Here is a 19,998-nt window from a genome sequence, read left to right as displayed (position 1 = left end):
GTTTTGACGTTTACTCAACCCCCCACCCCCCCACTTTACAAGCCTTGAAACTACCACATCAAACGAACTCCAGCGTCTGTAATTGCTGATCTATGAATGCCAGTTCATCGGCAGAGAGAGTAATAGTGATGGCCTTCGCATTTTGTATTGCCTGTTCTTCGTTGCGGGCACCCACCAATGCCGCTGTGATGCCCGGCTGTTCAATAGTCCAGCGGATCACCAATTGACTCAAACTTGCGTTCTTTTCATCAGCCAGCGGCTTTAGCTTGTTCAGAAGTTCATCAGCCTGGATGATATTTTCCCGCTTGAAAAATCGGTAACTGGTTCGGTGGTCTCCTTCCGCAAACTGATGATCAGGCTTGATTTTTCCGGTGAGCAACCCACGCTCCATTGGGCTGTAAGCGAGAATACCTTTTTTATGAGCAAGACAATACGGTACTAACGTATCAGTAATACTCTGATTAAGCATGCTGAATGGAACCTGGTTTGATGCTAGTTTCACGACCGATTCAGCGCGTTGCATTTGCTCAGCCGTATAGTTGCTCACACCAGCCTGACGTATTTTCCCCTGCTCAATCAACCGCGCTACCGCTTCCATACTTTCTTCTATGGGCGTAGTTTTGTCCGGCCAGTGCATCTGGTACAAGTCGATATAATCGGTACCCAATCGTTTTAGGCTGTCTTCGCACTCTTTGATGATACTTTCTTTGCCAGAGTACTTGTACACATCAATCGGATTGCCCGCGTTATCCTGACTTTTAAAAGCCAGATCGCCCTGAGCCAGGTCCCAGCGCATACCGTACTTCGTCAAAATCTGTATTTTATCGCGTGGGATGCCTTTGATGGCTTCACCAACAATTTCTTCACTCGTTCCTTGTCCATAAATAGGAGCCGTATCGATAGACGTAACGCCCAGTTCATACGATGATTTAATGGCAGTGACGGCATCTCTCCGCTCAGTGCCGCCCCACATCCAGCCGCCAGCCGCCCAAGCTCCAAACGTAATGGCGGAAACCTGCAAATCAGAATCACCCAGTTGTCTATATTCCATATGTGCTTACTGTAAAAGATGAATTCCTTTGTAAAAAGTGAAACAGGCGCTTTTGTTCATTAAAATTCAGGAACATCTTCCCAATTTTGATGACTCATCACTGTGGTTGAGCAACAAGGCACTAACTAACGGTTCAGCGCGTTTTTGTTTCATGTCATCTTTATTGTTCTGGAAAGGCTGGAGTCGAACGTATCGCTTTGCGTATATAGCCAGTCTTACTTTATTTAGTATCAGTTTTATTCTGTTTGCAATTGCCTGGGCGCGGGGCCTGGATAATGTTGTCCATTGGGACGTATTAAGCGAATTGACTGAGCTTCCCGTTACGTTTTACACCTTCTCCGATGGATTGCTCGATTATGCCGTAAACGGAAAAGCCTATGCCGTTTCCGAACAGTTTATTGCCGGGGCGATGCAGATTCGCCCCGACGTAGCAACCGCCTTTCTCGTTGGAATCAGCGTAGCATTTGTGCTGCTGATGAGTGCGGTTACGCGTTTCAACCGACTACGGTATCTGATCAGTATGGCCCTTCTCATTCTTGGTCTGGCTTTTTTTCGATGGGAAATGCTAGAAATTCCGGGTCTGGGAGGAAATTATCTATTTCTGTTATTAGCCTTCCTGTTTGGTTCGGTCAGTTATTACTTCCACGCTTTCCGGTCTGATTATCCGATCATCGTTCGATTGGGCGTATTTGGTTTACTAACGCTTATGGTAGCAATTGGCCTAAGCACGTTATCCCCCGTAAAATTCCCAGCTCTGATCGTTGTCAGTTACGGAATGCCTGTGCTATTGGCTTTTAGTACGGGGTTCATCTTCTTTATTGGTGCTGAAACCATTGCCGGATTAGTCTGGCTTACCTCGGCAGGCCGTTCGCAGGAAGGTAATACCCAAATTAGTTCGCGAAGAACGCTAGGCATTAACAATTTTCTGTTTATCAGCGGATTATACGTAGTGAATCTGTCGTTGATCTGGCTCAAGAATACAAAATCCATTGATTGGGACGTACTGGCCATTAGCCCCTTTATCATTTACCTGATTTCGCTGGTAGTGGGGGTATGGGGGTTTCGACGATTGGTTGAGCAACAGGACGTAGTGTCCTTTCGCGACGGAGGAGCTTTCCTGTATGTAGGTTTTGCCTTGCTGACAACCCTTACGATGGCTTATGCTTTTGCAACGGCGAATGATCCTGTTGTCGAGATGTTTGAAGATGTGATCGTTTACACACACCTGGCAATGGGCATAGTATTTGTCGCGTACGTAATCATCAACTTTCGGTCGATTTATCAACAGAATCTGCCTGTGTATCGTATATTATACAAACCTCCGCGCCTTGAGCTGAGCCTATTCCGGATTGTCGGTTTCGTTATTTTAATGGTTCTGCTCGCGTCTGGCGGCCTGATTACGTTTCGGCAGAGCGTAGCGGGTTATTATAACGGCCTGGGCGATTACTATACAGTAAGCAACGAGTCAGCATCGGCTACGGCGTTTTATCAACAGGCGCTGGAGCAGGAATTTCAGAACCACAAATCGAACTATTCGCTGGCCTCACTGGCGATGGCACAGAATAACCAGACTGCAGCAGCCTATTACTATCAGCAGGCTTTGCTCAAACAGCCTAATCCACAAGATTATGCGGGGTTAAGTCAGACGTATCTTCAGACGAACCTGTTCTTTGAGGCTGTGAAAACCTTACAGCGTGGTCTTCGGGCATTTCCGAAAAGTGGGGAATTGCAAAATAACTTAGGATTCCTGTACGCCCGAACCAGTGTTGCGGACTCAGCCTATTATTACCTCAAAGCTGCCGCCGATTATGCAGATCAGGACGACGTTCCCGAATCGAACCTGTTGGCTTTTTACGCACGCAATCCCAACGTACTGGCTGTCGATTCAACGCTTGCCCGGAACGTAACAAAATCTTCGTACGAATCGTATCAGGCCAATGCGCTGGCGTTACGGTTAGTTGCTCAGACCGACACAGCTCAGCCTAACCAACCCGAATGGCTGACTGGAGAATCGGCAAAGCAGGGGTTAAGCGTTGGTCGATTTACCAGCTTGTATAACTATGCCCTGGCTAACCAACGATCCGATTCAACGCTTAACAGCACCTTGCAACGTTTATCCGCCGATCCAGTTAATCAGGACTTTACGGACGATTTATTGATAGCCCGCGCTGTAACCGAGTACAAAAATCATAACCATCCGGTTGCCTTTGATCTCATGGCGCAACTAGCCGAAGGCGACGAACAGAATGGCTCCGCTTATCGCTCAATAGCCGGGTTATGGCAGTTGGAGCAGGGATTATATCGCCGGGCCGCCGAAACGTTTAGTTATAATTCGGATACGACTTCAATCTATTACCGGGCGATGGCACTGACCAAAGCAAATGACCCCGTATTGGCACAGTCGCTCTGGGAAACAGCCGCTAAAAGTGACCCGGGCGTCGATGCCCTCAGACAGGTGTATTATCAGGAGCGTAAGCCCCAAACGGATCTGGAAAAAGCGTTTTACGTTACATATCGACTAGATGACCCAAACCGGGGCGCTTACTGGGAAACCATTCAGGAGCCGAGTTTGAAAACAGTGGCGGGTGTCGCGCTAACGAATGATTTTCTGGATCAACTCCAGTGGCGAAATGCTCAACTGGTTCTGGCCGGCGTTCCTGATTCTGCCCAGGTCAACCCGGTTGCGCTATCGTTACGTAACGTCGTAGCTATTCGATTGGCCTCCTTCCGGCGAAGTGTTGGCGCTGCCGAAACAATGGCAAAGAAACTTATTTTACCCGATTATCAGGCTGCACGCGAGTACTGGCTGGGACAAACCTACGAACGTACACGCCGATTTGCCCAGGCACGGCAAGCCTATCAACAAGCTTTGAAATTAGCTCCCCTGAATGCGCAGTTTGTTACGTCGGCGGCACAGTTTGAACAGCAGCAGAAACAAACCCGAAAAGCCTATGATCTGGTTTTAACGGCCCTGCCGTTTAACGAAGACAATGCCGGATTACTCAAAACATACGTTACGTTGTGCCTGGATCTGAGCTTGTTTGATTACGCCGAAACCGGACTGGAAAAGTTACGGGCTGCAACCACCCCCACCGATTATCAGGCGTTTTCAGTAACTTATCAGGAAAAATTGGCGTCAATCGAAAACAGCCGTCAGAAATTTCTGCAATAAGGTAGTTTTGTTTGTTAGTCAGACGATCATCAACTTTATGAACATCATCGAAACCCGTAATATCGCCAAACGCTACGTAATGGGTACCGAAGTGGTTGACGCGCTTAAGTCCATTACTATTAGCATTCAGAAAGGCGAATACGTAGCATTTATGGGACCGTCGGGTTCCGGTAAGTCAACGCTGATGAATATTGTTGGTTGTCTGGATACACCCACGTCGGGGCAGTATGTTCTGAATAATCAGGATGTTAGCCGAATGGGCGAAAATGAGCTGGCTGAGGTACGTAACAAAGAAATTGGCTTTGTTTTCCAAACGTTCAACCTCTTACCCCGCCAGACGTCGCTGGAGAACGTAGCGTTACCACTTATTTATGCAGGTTACAATAAAGCTGATCGGACTGAAAAAGCGATGCTGGCGCTTAGAAACGTCGGACTGGAAAACCGGGCAGGTCACCGGCCGAACGAACTATCGGGAGGTCAGCGGCAACGGGTAGCTGTGGCGCGGGCGCTGGTAAACGACCCAAGTATTTTACTGGCCGATGAGCCAACGGGTAACCTCGATACCAAAACTTCGTACGAAATTATGGATCTTTTCGATCAGATTCATAGCAAGGGCAACACAGTGATTATGGTAACGCACGAAGAGGATATTGCGGAGTATGCCCACCGCATTGTTCGGTTGAGGGATGGTTTAGTTGAAACCGATCGGGTTAACACGCATATACGTAAAGCGCAAACGTTAATGCAATCATTGCAGTAACAAACAAATGTAGAGACGCAACGTGTTGCGTCTCTACGTATTCATTTACGCAGCAATTACTTCATTCACTACGTCCTGCCATTCTTGCATTTCCGGAATACCAGGTTTGCGTTTACCAAAAATCAACGCAATATTATTCCCTTCTTTATCGAATAGATCGAGCCCCGTAACGATGCCGTCCTTAGTTGGTTTGCGTGTCACCCAAATGGTGTTGATCTGATCTTCGCGTAGGTGCATGTTAAACTCCGGGTCCAGTACATTATACCAGGGGCCCATGCTAACCAGCTTTTTAACCAGTCCTGTATGAATCTGAATACAGCCCGGATTCGACGCAAAAATCATAATCGGCAAGTCGCGTTGGGCAACTGTTTCGAAGATCCTTTTGAATTGATCGACCGAGATTTGTTCAGCGTACCCTACAGGTGCGATCCGAATACCCTGTTCCCGATCAAGTTTGTGCTTACGTAGAAGACCGAAAAATTCGTGCGTATCCTGCATGGCCAGCCAGCCATTCTGAAAAGCCTGAATATCAACCGCTTCGCTATCTAACTCTGCTTCTTTTTCAGGATAAGGCAACGTAACGATGGCTTCGGATTGGTCATCAGCAAGGTATTTCTGAACGAGCGTCTCATAAGCCGCTACGTCCGATTTATCCGTCAGATAAATTTTATGAACGGCGGTTCCATCCTGGTCGAAAAACTGAAGACTTTTTCGACCATTTTCATCAACGGCAAACCCAAAATGCCAACGCGACATAAACAGCCGCAGATCAATATCAGGACCGAGCGCCAAACCTACCTGGCCATTAAACGAAACGTTTTCGTATACGCCCTTGCGCTCATGAACGATGTTGTCGTTACGGGTCAGCGCCATAACATAACCCAGCGTTGACACTTCCTTGAGTAACTCGCGAAAATCACCTTCCAGCCGCTGGACCGTTTCGCCAAGTTGCGTAGCGAGCAAATCCGCTTCGCTAACACCTAATTGTTTAGCGGCATCCCGAATTCTGGATTTTGGGTTCTCTTCTTTAAACGCATCCCAACGTTCTTTAAGGGCTTGTGTTGTAATCATTTTATAAAATGGTTTGGTCAGTAACGATCAGAAAATTGGTTTTGCTGCGGAATCACCATTGGGCAATCCATTTCGGGATGCTCAACGAGCCACACATTCAGGTTAAATACACGCTTGATAGTTTCAACAGTAATGACATCCCGAGGAGCTCCAAGGGCTTCGATCCTTCCGGCACGTAGCATAACAACTTGATCAGCGTATTGAGCCGCTAAATTCAGATCATGCAGAATAACCACGGCGCAAAAGCCTTTTTGGGTAAACTCACGAGCAAGTTCCAGCATTTGGTGTTGATGGAGCAGATCCAGTCCCGTAGTCGGCTCATCCAGAAATAAAATACCCTGTGATACGTCCCATATTTGGGCCAGAACTCGCGCCAGTTGTACGCGCTGCTGTTCCCCACCAGACAACGTAGTGAAAACGCGGGAAGCAAACTCCCACATGCCTACTTTTTTGAGCGCCATCTCAGCTACATAATAATCGTGTTCCGACGGATGAAAATCGAAATGAGGATACCGGCCCATCAGCGCCAGTTCGCTCACCAGAAAGGGAAACACAACTGAGTTTTGCTGCGGCAGAACAGCGCGAAATAGCGAAAGCGCTTTATCAGAATACGTATCGATCGGCTTATCGAGAAGGCGGATTTCACCACCGGACGCTTTCAACTCGCGGGTACATAGCTTGAGCAGGGTCGATTTTCCCGCACCGTTCGCCCCGACAATCGCCAGTAGTTCGCCCGGATTGGCGCGGAACGTAACGCCATCGAGTAATTTTCGATTTCGTATCTGGTACGATATGTTTCTGACTTCTAACATATTGCTGATAGTTACGCGCCTGTCCGACGTCGCTCCCGAAACAAGATCCACAGGAAAACCGGCGTTCCGATCAACGCCGTTAGAATACCAATCGGTAGTTCGGCAGGAGCTACCAGCGTTCGGGCCAGCGAATCGGCCAGCGTCAGTACAATGGCTCCACCAAGGGCTGATCCTGTCAGCACACGACGATGGTCTGAGCCTGCTCCCATCCGTATCAGATGCGGAATCACTAGCCCCACAAAGCCAATAATGCCCGCTACAGCGACCGACGTACCCACCGCCATCGTTGAAAAAACAATTACCTGGCGCTTGATACGCTTCAAATTAACACCGAGCATACTCGCCTGGCTTTCGCCCAGCGCTAATAGATTGAGCGATTTCGCCAGTCGGGGAATACCTACCAGGGCAACGGCGGTAAAGGGTAAAATAGCCAGCACAGACGTCCAGCTAGCACCGCCCAAACTGCCTAAGCTCCAGAACGTAATGTTACGTAGTTGCTCGTCGGTCGCCAGATACGTCATGATACCGGTCAGTGCGCCCGACAACGAATTGATGGCAATGCCCGTTAGCAGCATGGTTGTTATCACATCTTTTCCAGCCATACGACCGATACGATAGACTAAAAAAGCGGTAGCACAAGCGCCCACAAACGCAACAACCGACAAAGCATACATACCCAATACGCCCGTTATCGTCTGGAAAAGCTTAACCTCAAGCACAATCATCATTACGGCGGCCAGTGATGCTCCTGACGAAATTCCAATCAGACCTGGGTCGGCCAGTGGATTTCTGAAAAGCCCCTGAATAGCAGCGCCGGAGATAGCCAATCCGGCGCCTATCAGGACCGCCAGACAAACTCTGGGCAGCCGAATAGCCAGCAGAATAGCTTCTTTGGTAGTGTCAACTTCAACGGAATAGCCCAGCGATTTTGCAATAATCAGTCCAATCTCATACGGCGTTACATGCAGTGCGCCAACGCCTACTGATACAATGAGCGTTATAAGCAGCGTAACGACCAAAGCCGGCATCAGCCACGGATTAATAACCGTTTTGATTGCCGATTTCGGTATCTGTTGTGTACTGGTAGAAGAACGGATTGCTGCCGTGGTATCCATCAAACTTATACTTTAGGCTTCTGCGAAATTTTTTGAGTTAATTCTTGAAGCGCTTTTCCTAAACGAGGAGAGAAACCAGTCAGCAGATGGCCGTCCATGACAATAATTCGCCCGTTTTTCCCTGCGTTTGTCTGAGCAACACCTTGGACTTTTGCCAACCCTTCAGCTCCACCCAAACTTTCGAGCCCCGTGTCAAATAAAAGAATAACATCAGGGTTTGCGCTTACAAGGGATTCAGCCGTGAGGGGCTTATAATTATCAAAACCAGACGTAGCATTGACCCCGCCCGCCAGCTCGATCATCTTATCAACTTGCGTTCCCTTGCCGGATACCATCATCGTACCCGTACCTCGGGCATAAATGAAAAGTATTTTGGGGCTGTTCGTCACTTTTTTAACCTGAGCCAGATCGGCATCCAGCTTCTTAATCAGTGGTTTTGCCCGCGATGGTACCTGACACGTATTCGCTACGTCCTGAATTAGCTTCTTGGTGCCTGCCACGCTAAATTCCTGCTGGAACGTAATGACATTGATACCCGCCGATTTGATTTGCTCAATCACCCCGGGCTTCGTCCCTGCATTCACTGAAGTGAGCACCAGCGTCGGTTTTAAGGAGATCACACCTTCAGCAGAAATGTTTCGGTTATGCCCGACTTTCGGTAGTTTTTGCAGCGACTCGGGATACGTACTGGTCACATCGACGCCGATCAAATGCGATTGTAAACCCAGATCACAGAGAATTTCACTCACTGTGCCATCCAGCGACACAATTCGCACCGGCTCTTCTTTCGGCGATCTGTTCGCGAAAGCAAGCTGGCCGCTGACAAGCAAACTCATCAGCAGGCTACTGAGCCATGTAGTAAAAACAGTTCTTTTGTTCATGAATGTTGTATTTATATGCCTTGTAGTATGACTTATGGCTGCGCTACGTAGTGGACTAGCTTCCCTGCTTAACCAGCTTGTATTCAAACTTGGGCTTACCGCGTTCGCCACCGTCCTGCGTAGCGAAGCTGAGGAATTTCAGCTTGTACACGTTTCCAGACGGATCTTTAATAACGTAGAAGCGGTCAGTCCGAACGCCCGTAGAGGTTGGGCTGGCTACGCGCCAGTTAGAACCAATAACCACCTTGTCATTTTTGAACGTAGTGGTTGCAATATTGCTTTCACCATAGGCATCATACGTAACGGTGCTTGTCATGACTTCAGCGGCCGTAACACCACCCAGATGATTAATAAAAACCTGATCGGCGAAATAGTATGGAACATCAGCATTGCCAAAGGTGGTTTTATACATTGCTCCGGTCCAGACGAAATCCCAACGAGCTTTGGCAGGCTCTACATTCACCGCAGCACCCGTATCGAACGACACGAACTGGAAGTTGTAAGCGGCATCTTTCGTAATCGAAACGGTTTTAAAGGTCGTTTCTTTAATACCGGCGTATTGTAGTGTATAGCCCGTAGTGCCGTTACGTAGTATGCGCACTTTCATCCAGCCTTTGGCCGTCACTCCACCACTTGTTCCCCGGTTGATGACATAAACTTTGTTTTCGGCGTCAGTTGCCGAAACAGGGGCAATGGCCGTTTTGGTTAGGTCGCCCGATACGTCGTCAAGCAGTACCGTCGTTGCCGGATCGGGATTTGTACCGCTAAAAGCGAGATTCAGCCCTACCGTATCGGCGGCTGTTACCTGCGTCAGGTCCGTTTTGTTCAGTACCGTAGCGGCTGCCCCCGTCATGTTATTAACGATAACACGAAAATCGCTGCCGGAGTAAAAGCCTAAATCCCATGCTGCCCGACGTACCGGCGTAGCCGTATTATTGCTCAGATCAGCATACACGGCGTTTATGGCGCTGGACCCTCCCGTTCCACCGTCAAGCGTTAACGTAGTACCGCTCGAAACGATCGAAGCAAATTTGACTTTTAAAGCCTTCGTTGTTCCCACTAAAACAGGGCTGTTGGCTGATGTGATAGCAAAGTCGACTGTTTCAGAACCGCTCAGAATAATGTTATCGGCTTTAGTCAGCTTAAACGACGTTTCGCTGCTACCCGCCGGAACCGTTAATGTCAAGGTTGTTCCGTTAGTAGCTGGTGTGGTTGTAAACTGCGTTCCATACGTAATACCGGTGGGGGTCACCTGCACGGTTACAGGCGTAGCGGCTTCTACAGCACGTGACAGTTTTAGTTTTATTGTCGCTTCTTTCGTGGCCGCATCCATGCCCTGCTCGGCGCTTTCAAACTGCACTACGTTGTCAGGTAGCGGTGGATCGCTCTCCTTACAGGCATTTAACGTACTGACTGCCAGAGCGAGCATGAATGCAATAATCCGTTTCATATGAGTTAACGTTTGTGGGACTAAGACTTTATTGATTGAGTTGATTAATTGGTGGTTAAGAGTCTGGTTTAGCCAGGATTGATTAGTTTTTATACCACTGGAAGGTAAGCCCCAGAAAATAGGAGCGGCCGTAGCTTACAGGAGCAGGACCACCCGCACTATGGGCGCCACCTGTGTCGGTCGATGTATTGGCCAGTCGGGTGATATTGAACAGGTTTTTAATGCCCGTCGTTAGCGACAGGTACTTACCCAGCCCTTTTGTCAGCGTAAAATCGGCCCAGTGAAAAGCCGCGATTCGGGTTAATGTAGCCGATACGTCGCCATTGCCGTTGACCGTTGCCAGATAGCTTGGACGAGTGCCAGAGAACTTATAGAAAAGGCTAATTTTTGTATCAATTTTCCGTAACGTGTACGTGAAGTTCGAATTCACTTCAGGCGACCACATAAACGAAGGCACTGTATTTAGGTAGTCTACGGTATCAGATGCCACCAAAAGATTGTTGTATCGACCGATATAGGAGAAGCCGATGGTAGCACTCAGGTCTTTCCAGTTAAAGACATTTTCCAGCGTCAGCCCCGTCGTTTTGAATTTGTCGATGTTAATATTCGTCTGAATTCGGGGGTCGCTCGGATCAACTCCAAAGCTGATCAGATTATTGAATACGTTGTAGAAAAACCCGAGTGTCGATCTAAACTTAGGACTTGCCTGCCACGCCAGCGAACCGTTGAAGCTATTAGAATTTTCGGCTTTCAGATTCGGATTACCCCGTAGCGAGTGGCTGGCATCGAAGAAATTGAAATACAATTCACGTAGTGCGGGCGATCGGAAGCCACGCGCATAGGCTAATCGTAAATCCAGATTTTTTGTTAGCGCAAACTTGGTGTTAAGGGAAGGAATAACCGGTGGAGCATCGTAAACTGAATTTTTAATGAATCGCAAGCCTGGCCGAATGCTGATTCCTGCGGTGGGATTAAGTGTCGAGGAAATGAAAAAGGCATAATCATTAATTGTTGGCGAGCCTAAAATTCGTGCTCCAGAAGACGCATCCAGATTAATATCGATGCCCGGTTGTAAGGAAACCGCCGACGAAACTTTGTAGGAAGCCGTGGCCCGATACGTCTGGCTGACAAATTTCGATACGTCCTGTTCGCCTTCTCCCAGCGAAAGTGTCCGTCGGCCTGTTGTTACGTCCAGAATGGTTGTTTGTGTTCGGCGTTGATAGTCGGTATACGACGCCTGCCCATTGAGTTGAAGCCGGTCACTGATTCTCCAATCACTTTGAAATTGATGGACGTAGCGGTACGAAATGTACTTCTGATCACGCGCCAGACGTGTATTTACGTTTTCGCTGCCTTCGCTCAACAAATTCTCTTTCAGCGCATCCAGCCGATAGTAGATGTTTGTCTTGTCAGTGCGATACCCGACTTTTCCGTGGCCAAACAGTTGCTCTTTGGGAAGCCAGTCTTTCGTTCTGCCTATTGATTGGCCCTGCCAACCACCGAACGTATTGTTTGTTATGCCCGCCGATACGTTCCAGCCTTTCTTTTGCCACGTGATCCCTACGTTCTGTATGTGTAAGCCCTGGTTAGTAAAAGCGCTGTATTCCTGATTGGCCGTTTCTTCCTGAATGCGGGCAGAAATCCCAAGACGTTCAGCACCCGGTTTTTTGGTAATAATATTGATTACACCCGCCAGTGCATCGGAACCGTACGAAACCGACATAGGGCCTTCAACGATTTCAATACGTTCGATGCTATTAATGTCAATTTGATTAAGGCTTTCGCGCGTATCGCCCCGGTCGACCATTGGCAAACCGTCCAGCAGGATTTTTACATTACGTCCCGACATACCCATTAGCTGTACATCGGTTGTTCCTAATGTAAGATCATTGGAAAAGCGAAAACCCAGTTCGTTATTTAGTACACCCATTACGTTTACCGCAGCCCGTAAACGAATACGTTCACTATCGATTACACGGACATTATAAACCGACTTTTTAAGGGATTGCGGTTCGTACTGCCCCGTTACGACGACTTCGTTTAACTGGGTGTTAATTGCTTTAAGACGGGCTGAAAACTGGGCTGGCTTATCAGTATCAATTTCTATAGACTCACGAACTGTTTCATAACCTATCATAGAAACCTGCAGCTCATGTTGCCCAGGCGTTATATCAGGTAACACGAAGCGCCCGTTCCGATCCGTCGTTGTCCCCTTCCTGAGGCCTTTCACCTGGACCGTTACAAAAGCGCCCGGCGAGCCATCTGCCAGCAGAATGGTACCCTCAATACTACTACGTAACCCTTGCTGAGCCCTCAAAATAGTACTAGTCACAAGTACCAACAAGCACAGCTGAAGCAAAAAACGAGTAGACAGATTTCCCATAAGCATCGCTGACTTGGCTACCAATACACTATTTAAATGTAGACTTATTATAAATAATCGTGTAAAGGTAAAGCAAAGCGAATTGAGAAATCAAGTTTTATTTAGAATTTGTCTGAATAATTTTTAACATACGTATACTGTCTGCTACGTGCCAGTAGATTGGATATAAAAAGAACAGCCCCGCTTGGCAGGGCTGTTCTTAACAGATTATGTGAGTCTATATCAGCTAACTATGCCTTTAGGTTTATCTTTTTACCTGTCTCAGCAGCCTGATAAATCGCCTGCAACAAACGCACATCGCGTAAACCTTCTTCACCCGTAATATGATCGGGCAATTTTTTGCCATCGAGCAGATCTTTACAAACCCCATCCATATGTGCGGCCTGGTGGTTAACTACGGGCTGCTCAATCGGACCTTTGCTGGTACGTCCTTTAAGAGGGCCATAACCAAAGGCAGGTGCCAGTTCAAACCAGCCTTTTTCGCAGGATGCGTACAGACGCTCAACTCCGGCCGCATAACTGGTTGTTGAGTTAGAAACCGCACCACTTGGAAATTCGAACTGCCAGAACATAGTCTCCTCCACATCCTTAAACTTTTGCGGATCGGTTTTCGGCGCAAACTGAGCGGTTACCGAAACAGGTTCCTCCCCTGTTACGTAACGTGCGCCCTGAATGGCATAAATACCGACATCCATCAGCGGGCCACCGCCCGCCATGCTTTTCTTTAATCGCCACTGATTCGGATCGCCACTCCGAAAGCCATCGCTACTCTCTACAAATTTGACGGGCCCAAAAACTTTTTCCTGTCCTAGCCGCATCACTTCTTTCGTAAATGGCTCATAATGAAGCCGGTAGCCAATGGCCAGTTGTTTATTTGCCTTTTTACAGGCGTCAATCATATTCTGGCATTCTTTGGGCGTAATGGCCATTGGCTTTTCACAGATAACGTGTTTACCAGCCTGGGCCGCCCGTACTACGTATTCTTCGTGCATGGAATTGGGAAGTACTACGTATACCACATCAATATCTTTGTTGTCGGCAATGCGGTCGAAGGTTTTATAATCATAGACATTAGCTTTCGGAATGTTGTATTTCTGCATCCATTCCGTCGCTTTCTCCGGCGCACCCGTCACAATTCCGGCTAAACGGCAATTCTGCGTTTGTTGCAGTGCGGGAGCCAACAAGTTTTTGCTGTAATACCCTAATCCGACAAGCGCAATTCCCAATTTGCGACCTGGCTGGGACGTATTCAGCGAATAAAGACCAGAAGCTTCGTTACGTGTATACTGGTCATTAGCATAACTGGATAGAGGAAGGGACAAAACCGATGCACCTACGCCTAGACTACGCAAAAAATCCCGTCGAGAATTGGCTGGCTGATTTTTCATGAAAGTTGATTGTTGAATTCAATGATTTAAAGAGCAGAATTCAAACTTTCTACCAACTACCTTATCTATAGAAATGCAGATTATTATTACGGCGTTCCTAAGGATTTACGCCGTGTACTAAATCAGACCAATCTGGATTTCGGTTAAGCAATTCTCCTGGTTCTCAAAATCAACAACCAGATACACCTCCCGAATGAGGCCATTACTCTGATAGTCAGTCCGATATAATTGATCAAAAAGAATTTTATACACTTCTCCAAAATCGCTCCAGGGTCCTGCATAGGTATAGGTGGCACAGCGAAAGTCCGGACATACTTTGTAGAAAAATTCCTCCGGCTGAGCGCCTGGTTTATGAATGGGTAACACGATTTCCAGCTGAAATTCATTGGTTTCATCCCCGTTGGCTCCTGTATAAATCCATTGAACAGGGCCTGCTACGTGCAGATTAAGTCGTGAGGCTTCGCGGTACATATTTTGCGCAACACCTCCTATGTATTGCGACAGCGAACGTAACGTAGTGCGCGTTGTAAAACATAATGCGGAAAAAGGGAGGATTTCCCTGACAGCTAATGCGTTTTCGGGAATTGACAGTTGTGTTGTCATGGTTTGATTTGACAGAATGATCATAACAAAAGTCGCCGAACGTAGTGACAACCCTGTGTCAGTAGGGTTATACAAAAAAACGAGCCAACCTTTCGGGTTGGCTCGCACTCATTTAGCTGTTGATGGGTACTTAAAAAATGTATTTGTTCTCAGCAATTAGCGCATCGGCAATCTGACGGCGCGCATCTTTGAGATTCATCGGCTCAATCTTCGTAAATCGCTTCATTCCCATGAGCATGCCACGTAGTTCATCTCCTTCGGCAAACGACGTAACGGCAGCTCGCCCTGCACTGTTCACTTTCTCGACAGCCTCATGCAGATAAACCAAGGCCATGTGCTTCTGTAACGTAACGGCTTCGTCACCTTTCGTGCTTATGAGTTTCTCAACACGGAGCAGTACCGATTCGGCCGCATAAATTTCAATAGCCATATCGGCTACGTTCATCAGAATTTCCTGCTCGTCCGACAGGTTCATCATGAACTTCTGAACCGCTGCCCCCGCAACCATTAATGCCGCCTTCTTCAGATTCTTCAGAACTTTCTTTTCGGCAATAAACAGGCCTTCTTCATCATCCGTGCTAAAATCCGGAATCGACATGATTTCTTTCGCTACAGCCATAGCCGGAGTCATCAGGTCTAGCTCTCCTTTCATCGCACGTTTCAGCAGCATGTCGACGATGAGCATACGGTTAATTTCGTTCGTTCCTTCGAAAATCCGGTTGATACGGGCATCGCGATAGGCGCGATCCATCGGAGCATCGGCCGAATAACCCATACCACCATAAATCTGAACGCCTTCGTCTACTACGTAATCAAGCACTTCCGATCCATGAACTTTCATGATGGCACACTCAATAGCGAATTGCTCCAGCGCTTTCAGTTTGGCGGCTCCGTCTTCAGTACCATTTGCTTTGAGGTCTTCGATCAGGTCGTCAATATTCTGACCTGCGCGGTACGCAGCCGTTTCCGACACATACACTTTCAGCGCCATTTCAGCCAATTTGTGCTTAATGGCTCCAAACTGGGAAATAGGAGTCTTGAATTGTTGCCGCTCGTTAGCGTACCGTATGGCGTTATTGATTACTTCTTTCGAGCCGCCAACAGCCGCAATTCCCAATTTGATACGTCCGATATTCAGGATATTTACCGCGATCTTAAAGCCATTTCCGCGCTCTGAAAGTAAATTTTCGACCGGCACGTGAACATCGTTGAAGAAAATCTGACGGGTGTCAGAACCTTTGATACCCATTTTATGCTCTGGCTCATTCATTGTAATACCTTCGTAGCCACGCTCAACAATAAAAGCCGACAAGTTTTTATCTGTCTGGCCATTTTCGTCAATTTTGGCAAAAACGATGTATACATCAGCGAATCCGCCGTTCGTAATCCACATTTTCTGGCCGTTCAGTACGTAGTGTTTCTCATCGGCCGATAATACGGCTTTTGTTTTTCCTGAATTAGCGTCAGAACCTGAATCGGGTTCGGTCAGGCAATAGGCAGCTTTCCATTCGCCGGTAGCGAGTTTGGGAAGGTATTTCGATTTCTGCTCTTCGTTACCGTAGTACAAAATAGGCAACGTACCGATTCCGGTATGTGCCGACAGCGCTACCGAGAAAGAATGCCCTGCCCCGGTTGTTTCAGCAACCAGCATCGACGTATTAAAATTCGTACCGAAACCACCATATTGCTCTGGTACTGACGTACCTAACAGGCCTAGTTCACCCGCCTTGTCCATCAAAGACGAAATCAATTCTGGCGATTTCGCATTGTCAATCTCATTCAGGCGCGGCCATATCTCACGCTCCAGAAACTCACGACAGGTTGCCGCAATCATTTGCTGTTCTTCGGTAAACTCTTCAGGAATAAAAACCTGTGCCGCTTCGGTTTCTTTTATTAGAAATTCGCCACCCTTAATGGAGGCTTTAGGTTCTGTTGCAATCATTTTTAAGGGATTTTGTTATGCTTGCATACTAATTCGTTAACAAAGAAAATAATTTTAAAATTAGTATGCAAGCATACTAATAATATTTTAATGGTATGCTCTCTGGTAAGCAAAAACGCCGGACGCTTGTATATATAAGCGTCCGGCGTCCGTAATACTTTTGTAACAAAGTGTTTAATTCAAGCGCTCAAAAATTCCGGCTACGCCTTGCCCACCTCCGACGCAGGCGGAAACCATACCATATTTCTGATCACGACGACGCATCTCATTTAATAGCTGGACTGAAAGTCGTGCGCCCGTTGAACCAAGCGCGTGACCCAAAGCAATGGCGCCACCATTCGGATTGATAATGCTACGGTCAAGATCCAGTTCCTGAATAACGGCCAGCGATTGAGCGGCAAAGGCTTCGTTCAATTCTATTTGCTCAATGTCATTCTGTTTTAGACCTGCCTTTTTAAGCGCAATAGGGATAGCGGCCACCGGCCCGATTCCCATAATTTTCGGTTCGACTCCGGCTGTAGCATAGGACACCATACGGGCTACTGGCTGTAGATTTAGTTCGTTCACTAACCGCTCCGACATGACAACTACGAAAGCCGCTCCATCAGATGTCTGCGAGGAATTACCGGCTGTTACTGATCCTCCCGCAGCAAATACGGGTTTTAGTTTACCTAATCCCTCAGCGCTGGTGTCTTTACGTGGACCTTCATCCTGTAAGACGGTCCAGTCGCGCGTTTTCTTCTTGCTACTTTCCGAATCGAAGTACGTTTCGCTCACCTTGATAGGAACGATTTCGTCAGTAAATTTTCCTTCTTTCTGGGCGGCAAGTGCTTTTTTATGCGATTCAAACGCGAATTCATCCTGCGCATCCCGGCTGATCCTGAACTGTTGAGCCACCTGCTCGGCAGTAAGTCCCATGCCGATATAATAGTCAGGATGAGACTTGGCGATTTCATAGTTCAGCGCTGTTTTCCAACCCATTACGGGTACCAGCGACATGGATTCCGTACCACCCGCAATGATGCAATCCGCTAGTCCGGCATGTATTTTTGCCGATGCAATGGCAATGGCTTCCAGCCCTGAGCCACAATAGCGGTTGATGGTCATTCCCGGTACGCTTTTTGGCAACGACAATAAGGCTATGTACCGGGCAATTTGCATGCCTTGCTCAGCCTCCGGAACGGCGTTACCAACGATAAGATCCTCTACCTGAGCCGGATCAAGATTAGGGACCTGGCTTAATAAATGCTTGATAACTTCAGCCGCCATGTCATCAGGGCGGGTAAAACGAAGACCTCCGCGTGGAGCCTTGCCCACGGCTGTACGGTATCCGGCTACAATGTATGCATCCATAGTGGCAATGTTGATTACTGACTTTACAGAGTAACTATTCTAATAACCCATATTCCAAACGAATAATTACACAGCCTGCAATTATTATGCAAGCATACTATTTTTTCAGCATAACTGCAATGCTACGTTACGGGTTAAGCTGCCGCTTGAAAAAATTGAGCGCTTCCAGATAGACATCAATATCGTTTGGATAATCGTGGTGCCCACCCAATACTTTCAATAACGTAACCTCCGGCTTACCTTTCTCTTTATATGTGTAACGCTCAATTGTTTTCTTATCAATAGGGTCGGTGTCAGGCAGCACTTTCTTTACGGGTTGGCCTTTATAACCGGCCAGCTCGGCCCAGTACTGAAACGTACGCTCGGTTGACCGTACTAGTCCTAAACTGATGTTATTGGTTTTCACTTCACCTCCTCCATATGGATTCGTCGTATCGTCTGTACCGTTCACAATCATAACCGGAAACGGTACCTTTTTTTCGATGCAATCCATATTATTTGTATCGGGTAAACTTGCGATCAGGGCAGTGATGGCCCGGAATTTATCAGGCATTGTCAGAGCCAGTTTGTACGCCATATGGCCTCCTCCCGACGTACCGACTGCAAACACCTTATTGGTATTGACTAAGTATTTTCGATCGAAATAATTAATCATTCCCTCGAAAAAGTCATTCTCATTGATGTTTTCCAGATTGGCGGGCGAGTTTGCCGTTTTTCGACATTCATTCCAATACCGTTTATAGCCATCAGGATAAACTAGCAGTAAATTTTCGGATTCTATTTTTTCCTCTAGTTTACTTGCCCCTTTTCTAACCCCTAGTCCATCTCCGCCCGACCCGTGTAGAATAAAAATCAACGTAGCGTTTGGTTTGGGCGATTTAACAAAATGAAAGGTGCGGTAATGCCCTTCCACTAAAACAGAATCCGATAATAATTGATGTTGCGCTGTTGCCAAACTTAGATTGACAAGACAGAAACAAACCAATAGTTGAAGTATTTTTGGCATAAGAAGATAGATTTGGGCTAGTCGTTCTATAATGATACAAAAAAAGCCGCTCACTGAGCGGCTTCAAAATCATCCTGAACAATATTATAACCTCATCTTAGAAATGACGGTCACCAGCCTCGCGTTTACCGAGCATCACAGCGCCAACCATAGCTACCAGGAATAGTACAGATGCCAGTTCGAAAGGCAGAATGTAATCGCTATATAACAGATTACCCAGATTCTCAACCAGACCCGTGTTTGGATTAAACTGTGTATTGGCACTCACCGTTGGTACTTGTGCGCTTTTGGCCCGAAAGATGGTAATCAGCATGACCATCAGCAAACCGCCCACAACGACAGACGCCATTTTGGTAAGATTAGTTTTTGATTCTTCATCCTCTTTCCGCAGATTCAGGAACATAATCGTGAAGAGAAATAGAACCATGATAGCGCCAGCGTAAACGATAATGTTTACGGCCGCCAGAAACTGCGCATTTAAAAGAACGTAGTGACCTGATAAGCAGAAGAACGTAGCAATCAGCGACAGCACGCTATATATCGGATTGCGCGCCGTTACCACGCCGATAGCACAAAACAACGTAACGACAGTTAATACCAGAAATAGATATCCAGCGGGAGTTAGGCTTTTAAGAAAAGTAAGTGTCTCACTCATAGTTAGGTGGTCATTAAATTGTCAGTTATTGTTCATCAACAATCCCTCGTAACGAGGGATTGTTGATGAACAATAAAGGCTGTTTACTACGTAGCAGCCCGGGTCAAGCTCGGTTCTGTTGGGGTTGCTTTAACTTCAGTATTATTGGCGCGAACGTAGCGGTCGTCCATTTTCTCGACGAGCCGGTCTTTTCCATAAATAACTTCGTCACGCTCCAGGAAAACAGGGACCATACGGTCGTGGCGGAGATAAACGGCCTGCTTTGGGCAAGCTTCTTCGCACAAACCGCAGTAAATGCAACGCAGCATATTAATCTCGTAAATCTCTGCGTATTTTTCTTCGCGGTATAAGTGCAA

At 47.2% G+C, this 19,998-nt stretch carries 16 protein-coding genes; 2 read left to right on the top strand and 14 right to left on the bottom strand.

Annotated features, from left to right (window positions below; translation table 11 throughout):
• Positions 1 to 58: 58 nt before the first annotated feature.
• On the bottom strand, positions 59 to 1,051 hold the full coding sequence (locus tag ACOJS8_RS18215) for an aldo/keto reductase (RefSeq protein ID WP_420149976.1): 993 nt from the start codon (positions 1,049 to 1,051) through the stop codon (positions 59 to 61).
• A 151-nt stretch (positions 1,052 to 1,202) separates the two neighbouring features.
• Here ACOJS8_RS18215 and ACOJS8_RS18210 point away from each other — a divergent pair, with 151 nt between their 5' ends.
• Together ACOJS8_RS18210 and ACOJS8_RS18205 are read left to right on the top strand one after the other, a co-directional pair.
• The gene (locus ACOJS8_RS18210; RefSeq protein ID WP_420149975.1) at positions 1,203 to 4,223 is read left to right on the top strand and encodes a tetratricopeptide repeat protein; all 3,021 of its coding nucleotides are present in this window, start codon (positions 1,203 to 1,205) and stop codon (positions 4,221 to 4,223) included.
• Positions 4,224 to 4,260: 37 nt separating this feature from the next.
• Entirely contained in the window at positions 4,261 to 4,983 is a 723-nt protein-coding gene (locus ACOJS8_RS18205; RefSeq protein WP_420149974.1) for an ABC transporter ATP-binding protein, read from the top strand.
• A 45-nt stretch (positions 4,984 to 5,028) separates the two neighbouring features.
• Here ACOJS8_RS18205 and ACOJS8_RS18200 read toward each other — a convergent pair whose 3' ends face one another.
• The 13 genes from ACOJS8_RS18200 to ACOJS8_RS18140 all read right to left on the bottom strand — a co-directional run.
• Complete coding sequence (locus tag ACOJS8_RS18200) at positions 5,029 to 6,054, bottom strand: hemin-degrading factor (RefSeq protein WP_420149973.1); 1,026 nt, start codon at positions 6,052 to 6,054, stop codon at positions 5,029 to 5,031.
• A gap of 17 nt (positions 6,055 to 6,071) precedes the next feature.
• Positions 6,072 to 6,866: a heme ABC transporter ATP-binding protein gene (locus tag ACOJS8_RS18195; RefSeq protein WP_420149972.1), complete on the bottom strand. Its 795-nt coding sequence runs from the start codon at positions 6,864 to 6,866 to the stop codon at positions 6,072 to 6,074.
• 11 nt (positions 6,867 to 6,877) lie between these two features.
• Positions 6,878 to 7,981 (bottom strand): FecCD family ABC transporter permease, encoded by a 1,104-nt coding sequence (locus ACOJS8_RS18190; protein ID WP_420149971.1) that lies wholly within the window; start codon positions 7,979 to 7,981, stop codon positions 6,878 to 6,880.
• Between the two features lie 5 nt (positions 7,982 to 7,986).
• On the bottom strand, positions 7,987 to 8,862 hold the full coding sequence (locus ACOJS8_RS18185) for a heme/hemin ABC transporter substrate-binding protein (protein ID WP_420149970.1): 876 nt from the start codon (positions 8,860 to 8,862) through the stop codon (positions 7,987 to 7,989).
• A 55-nt stretch (positions 8,863 to 8,917) separates the two neighbouring features.
• Complete coding sequence (locus tag ACOJS8_RS18180; RefSeq protein ID WP_420149969.1) at positions 8,918 to 10,312, bottom strand: HmuY family protein; 1,395 nt, start codon at positions 10,310 to 10,312, stop codon at positions 8,918 to 8,920.
• 82 nt (positions 10,313 to 10,394) lie between these two features.
• On the bottom strand, positions 10,395 to 12,644 hold the full coding sequence (locus tag ACOJS8_RS18175; RefSeq protein WP_420149968.1) for a TonB-dependent receptor: 2,250 nt from the start codon (positions 12,642 to 12,644) through the stop codon (positions 10,395 to 10,397).
• A 281-nt stretch (positions 12,645 to 12,925) separates the two neighbouring features.
• Positions 12,926 to 14,083, bottom strand: a complete 1,158-nt coding sequence (locus ACOJS8_RS18170) for a Gfo/Idh/MocA family protein (RefSeq protein WP_420149967.1) — start codon at positions 14,081 to 14,083, stop codon at positions 12,926 to 12,928.
• Positions 14,084 to 14,200: 117 nt separating this feature from the next.
• Positions 14,201 to 14,686, bottom strand: a complete 486-nt coding sequence (locus ACOJS8_RS18165; protein ID WP_420149966.1) for a GyrI-like domain-containing protein — start codon at positions 14,684 to 14,686, stop codon at positions 14,201 to 14,203.
• A 130-nt stretch (positions 14,687 to 14,816) separates the two neighbouring features.
• Positions 14,817 to 16,628 (bottom strand): acyl-CoA dehydrogenase family protein, encoded by a 1,812-nt coding sequence (locus ACOJS8_RS18160; RefSeq protein ID WP_420149965.1) that lies wholly within the window; start codon positions 16,626 to 16,628, stop codon positions 14,817 to 14,819.
• A gap of 174 nt (positions 16,629 to 16,802) precedes the next feature.
• The gene (locus tag ACOJS8_RS18155; protein ID WP_420149964.1) at positions 16,803 to 17,981 is read right to left on the bottom strand and encodes an acetyl-CoA C-acyltransferase; all 1,179 of its coding nucleotides are present in this window, start codon (positions 17,979 to 17,981) and stop codon (positions 16,803 to 16,805) included.
• A 127-nt stretch (positions 17,982 to 18,108) separates the two neighbouring features.
• Positions 18,109 to 18,987, bottom strand: a complete 879-nt coding sequence (locus ACOJS8_RS18150; protein ID WP_420149963.1) for an alpha/beta hydrolase family esterase — start codon at positions 18,985 to 18,987, stop codon at positions 18,109 to 18,111.
• Between the two features lie 97 nt (positions 18,988 to 19,084).
• Positions 19,085 to 19,642, bottom strand: a complete 558-nt coding sequence (locus ACOJS8_RS18145; RefSeq protein ID WP_420149962.1) for an NADH-quinone oxidoreductase subunit J — start codon at positions 19,640 to 19,642, stop codon at positions 19,085 to 19,087.
• Positions 19,643 to 19,728: 86 nt separating this feature from the next.
• Positions 19,729 to 19,998 (bottom strand): 4Fe-4S binding protein (locus ACOJS8_RS18140; protein ID WP_420149961.1); only part of this gene is annotated, 270 nt, incomplete at its 5' end.

It is taken from the genome of Spirosoma sp. (assembly GCF_048594605.1).
Classification (GTDB): domain Bacteria; phylum Bacteroidota; class Bacteroidia; order Cytophagales; family Spirosomataceae; genus Spirosoma.
This window is presented reverse-complemented; position numbering and strand designations above follow the sequence as displayed.

Coding starts and splice junctions, on each gene's coding strand:
- ACOJS8_RS18185 (WP_420149970.1), bottom strand. CDS start 8,862: ATGAACAAAAGAACTGTTTTTACTACATGGCTCAGTAGCCTGCTGATG.
- ACOJS8_RS18205 (WP_420149974.1), top strand. CDS start 4,261: ATGAACATCATCGAAACCCGTAATATCGCCAAACGCTACGTAATGGGT.
- ACOJS8_RS18150 (WP_420149963.1), bottom strand. CDS start 18,987: ATGCCAAAAATACTTCAACTATTGGTTTGTTTCTGTCTTGTCAATCTA.
- ACOJS8_RS18165 (WP_420149966.1), bottom strand. CDS start 14,686: ATGACAACACAACTGTCAATTCCCGAAAACGCATTAGCTGTCAGGGAA.
- ACOJS8_RS18155 (WP_420149964.1), bottom strand. CDS start 17,981: ATGGATGCATACATTGTAGCCGGATACCGTACAGCCGTGGGCAAGGCT.
- ACOJS8_RS18200 (WP_420149973.1), bottom strand. CDS start 6,054: ATGATTACAACACAAGCCCTTAAAGAACGTTGGGATGCGTTTAAAGAA.
- ACOJS8_RS18170 (WP_420149967.1), bottom strand. CDS start 14,083: ATGAAAAATCAGCCAGCCAATTCTCGACGGGATTTTTTGCGTAGTCTA.
- ACOJS8_RS18210 (WP_420149975.1), top strand. CDS start 1,203: ATGTCATCTTTATTGTTCTGGAAAGGCTGGAGTCGAACGTATCGCTTT.
- ACOJS8_RS18145 (WP_420149962.1), bottom strand. CDS start 19,642: ATGAGTGAGACACTTACTTTTCTTAAAAGCCTAACTCCCGCTGGATAT.
- ACOJS8_RS18190 (WP_420149971.1), bottom strand. CDS start 7,981: ATGGATACCACGGCAGCAATCCGTTCTTCTACCAGTACACAACAGATA.
- ACOJS8_RS18180 (WP_420149969.1), bottom strand. CDS start 10,312: ATGAAACGGATTATTGCATTCATGCTCGCTCTGGCAGTCAGTACGTTA.
- ACOJS8_RS18195 (WP_420149972.1), bottom strand. CDS start 6,866: ATGTTAGAAGTCAGAAACATATCGTACCAGATACGAAATCGAAAATTA.
- ACOJS8_RS18215 (WP_420149976.1), bottom strand. CDS start 1,051: ATGGAATATAGACAACTGGGTGATTCTGATTTGCAGGTTTCCGCCATT.
- ACOJS8_RS18160 (WP_420149965.1), bottom strand. CDS start 16,628: ATGATTGCAACAGAACCTAAAGCCTCCATTAAGGGTGGCGAATTTCTA.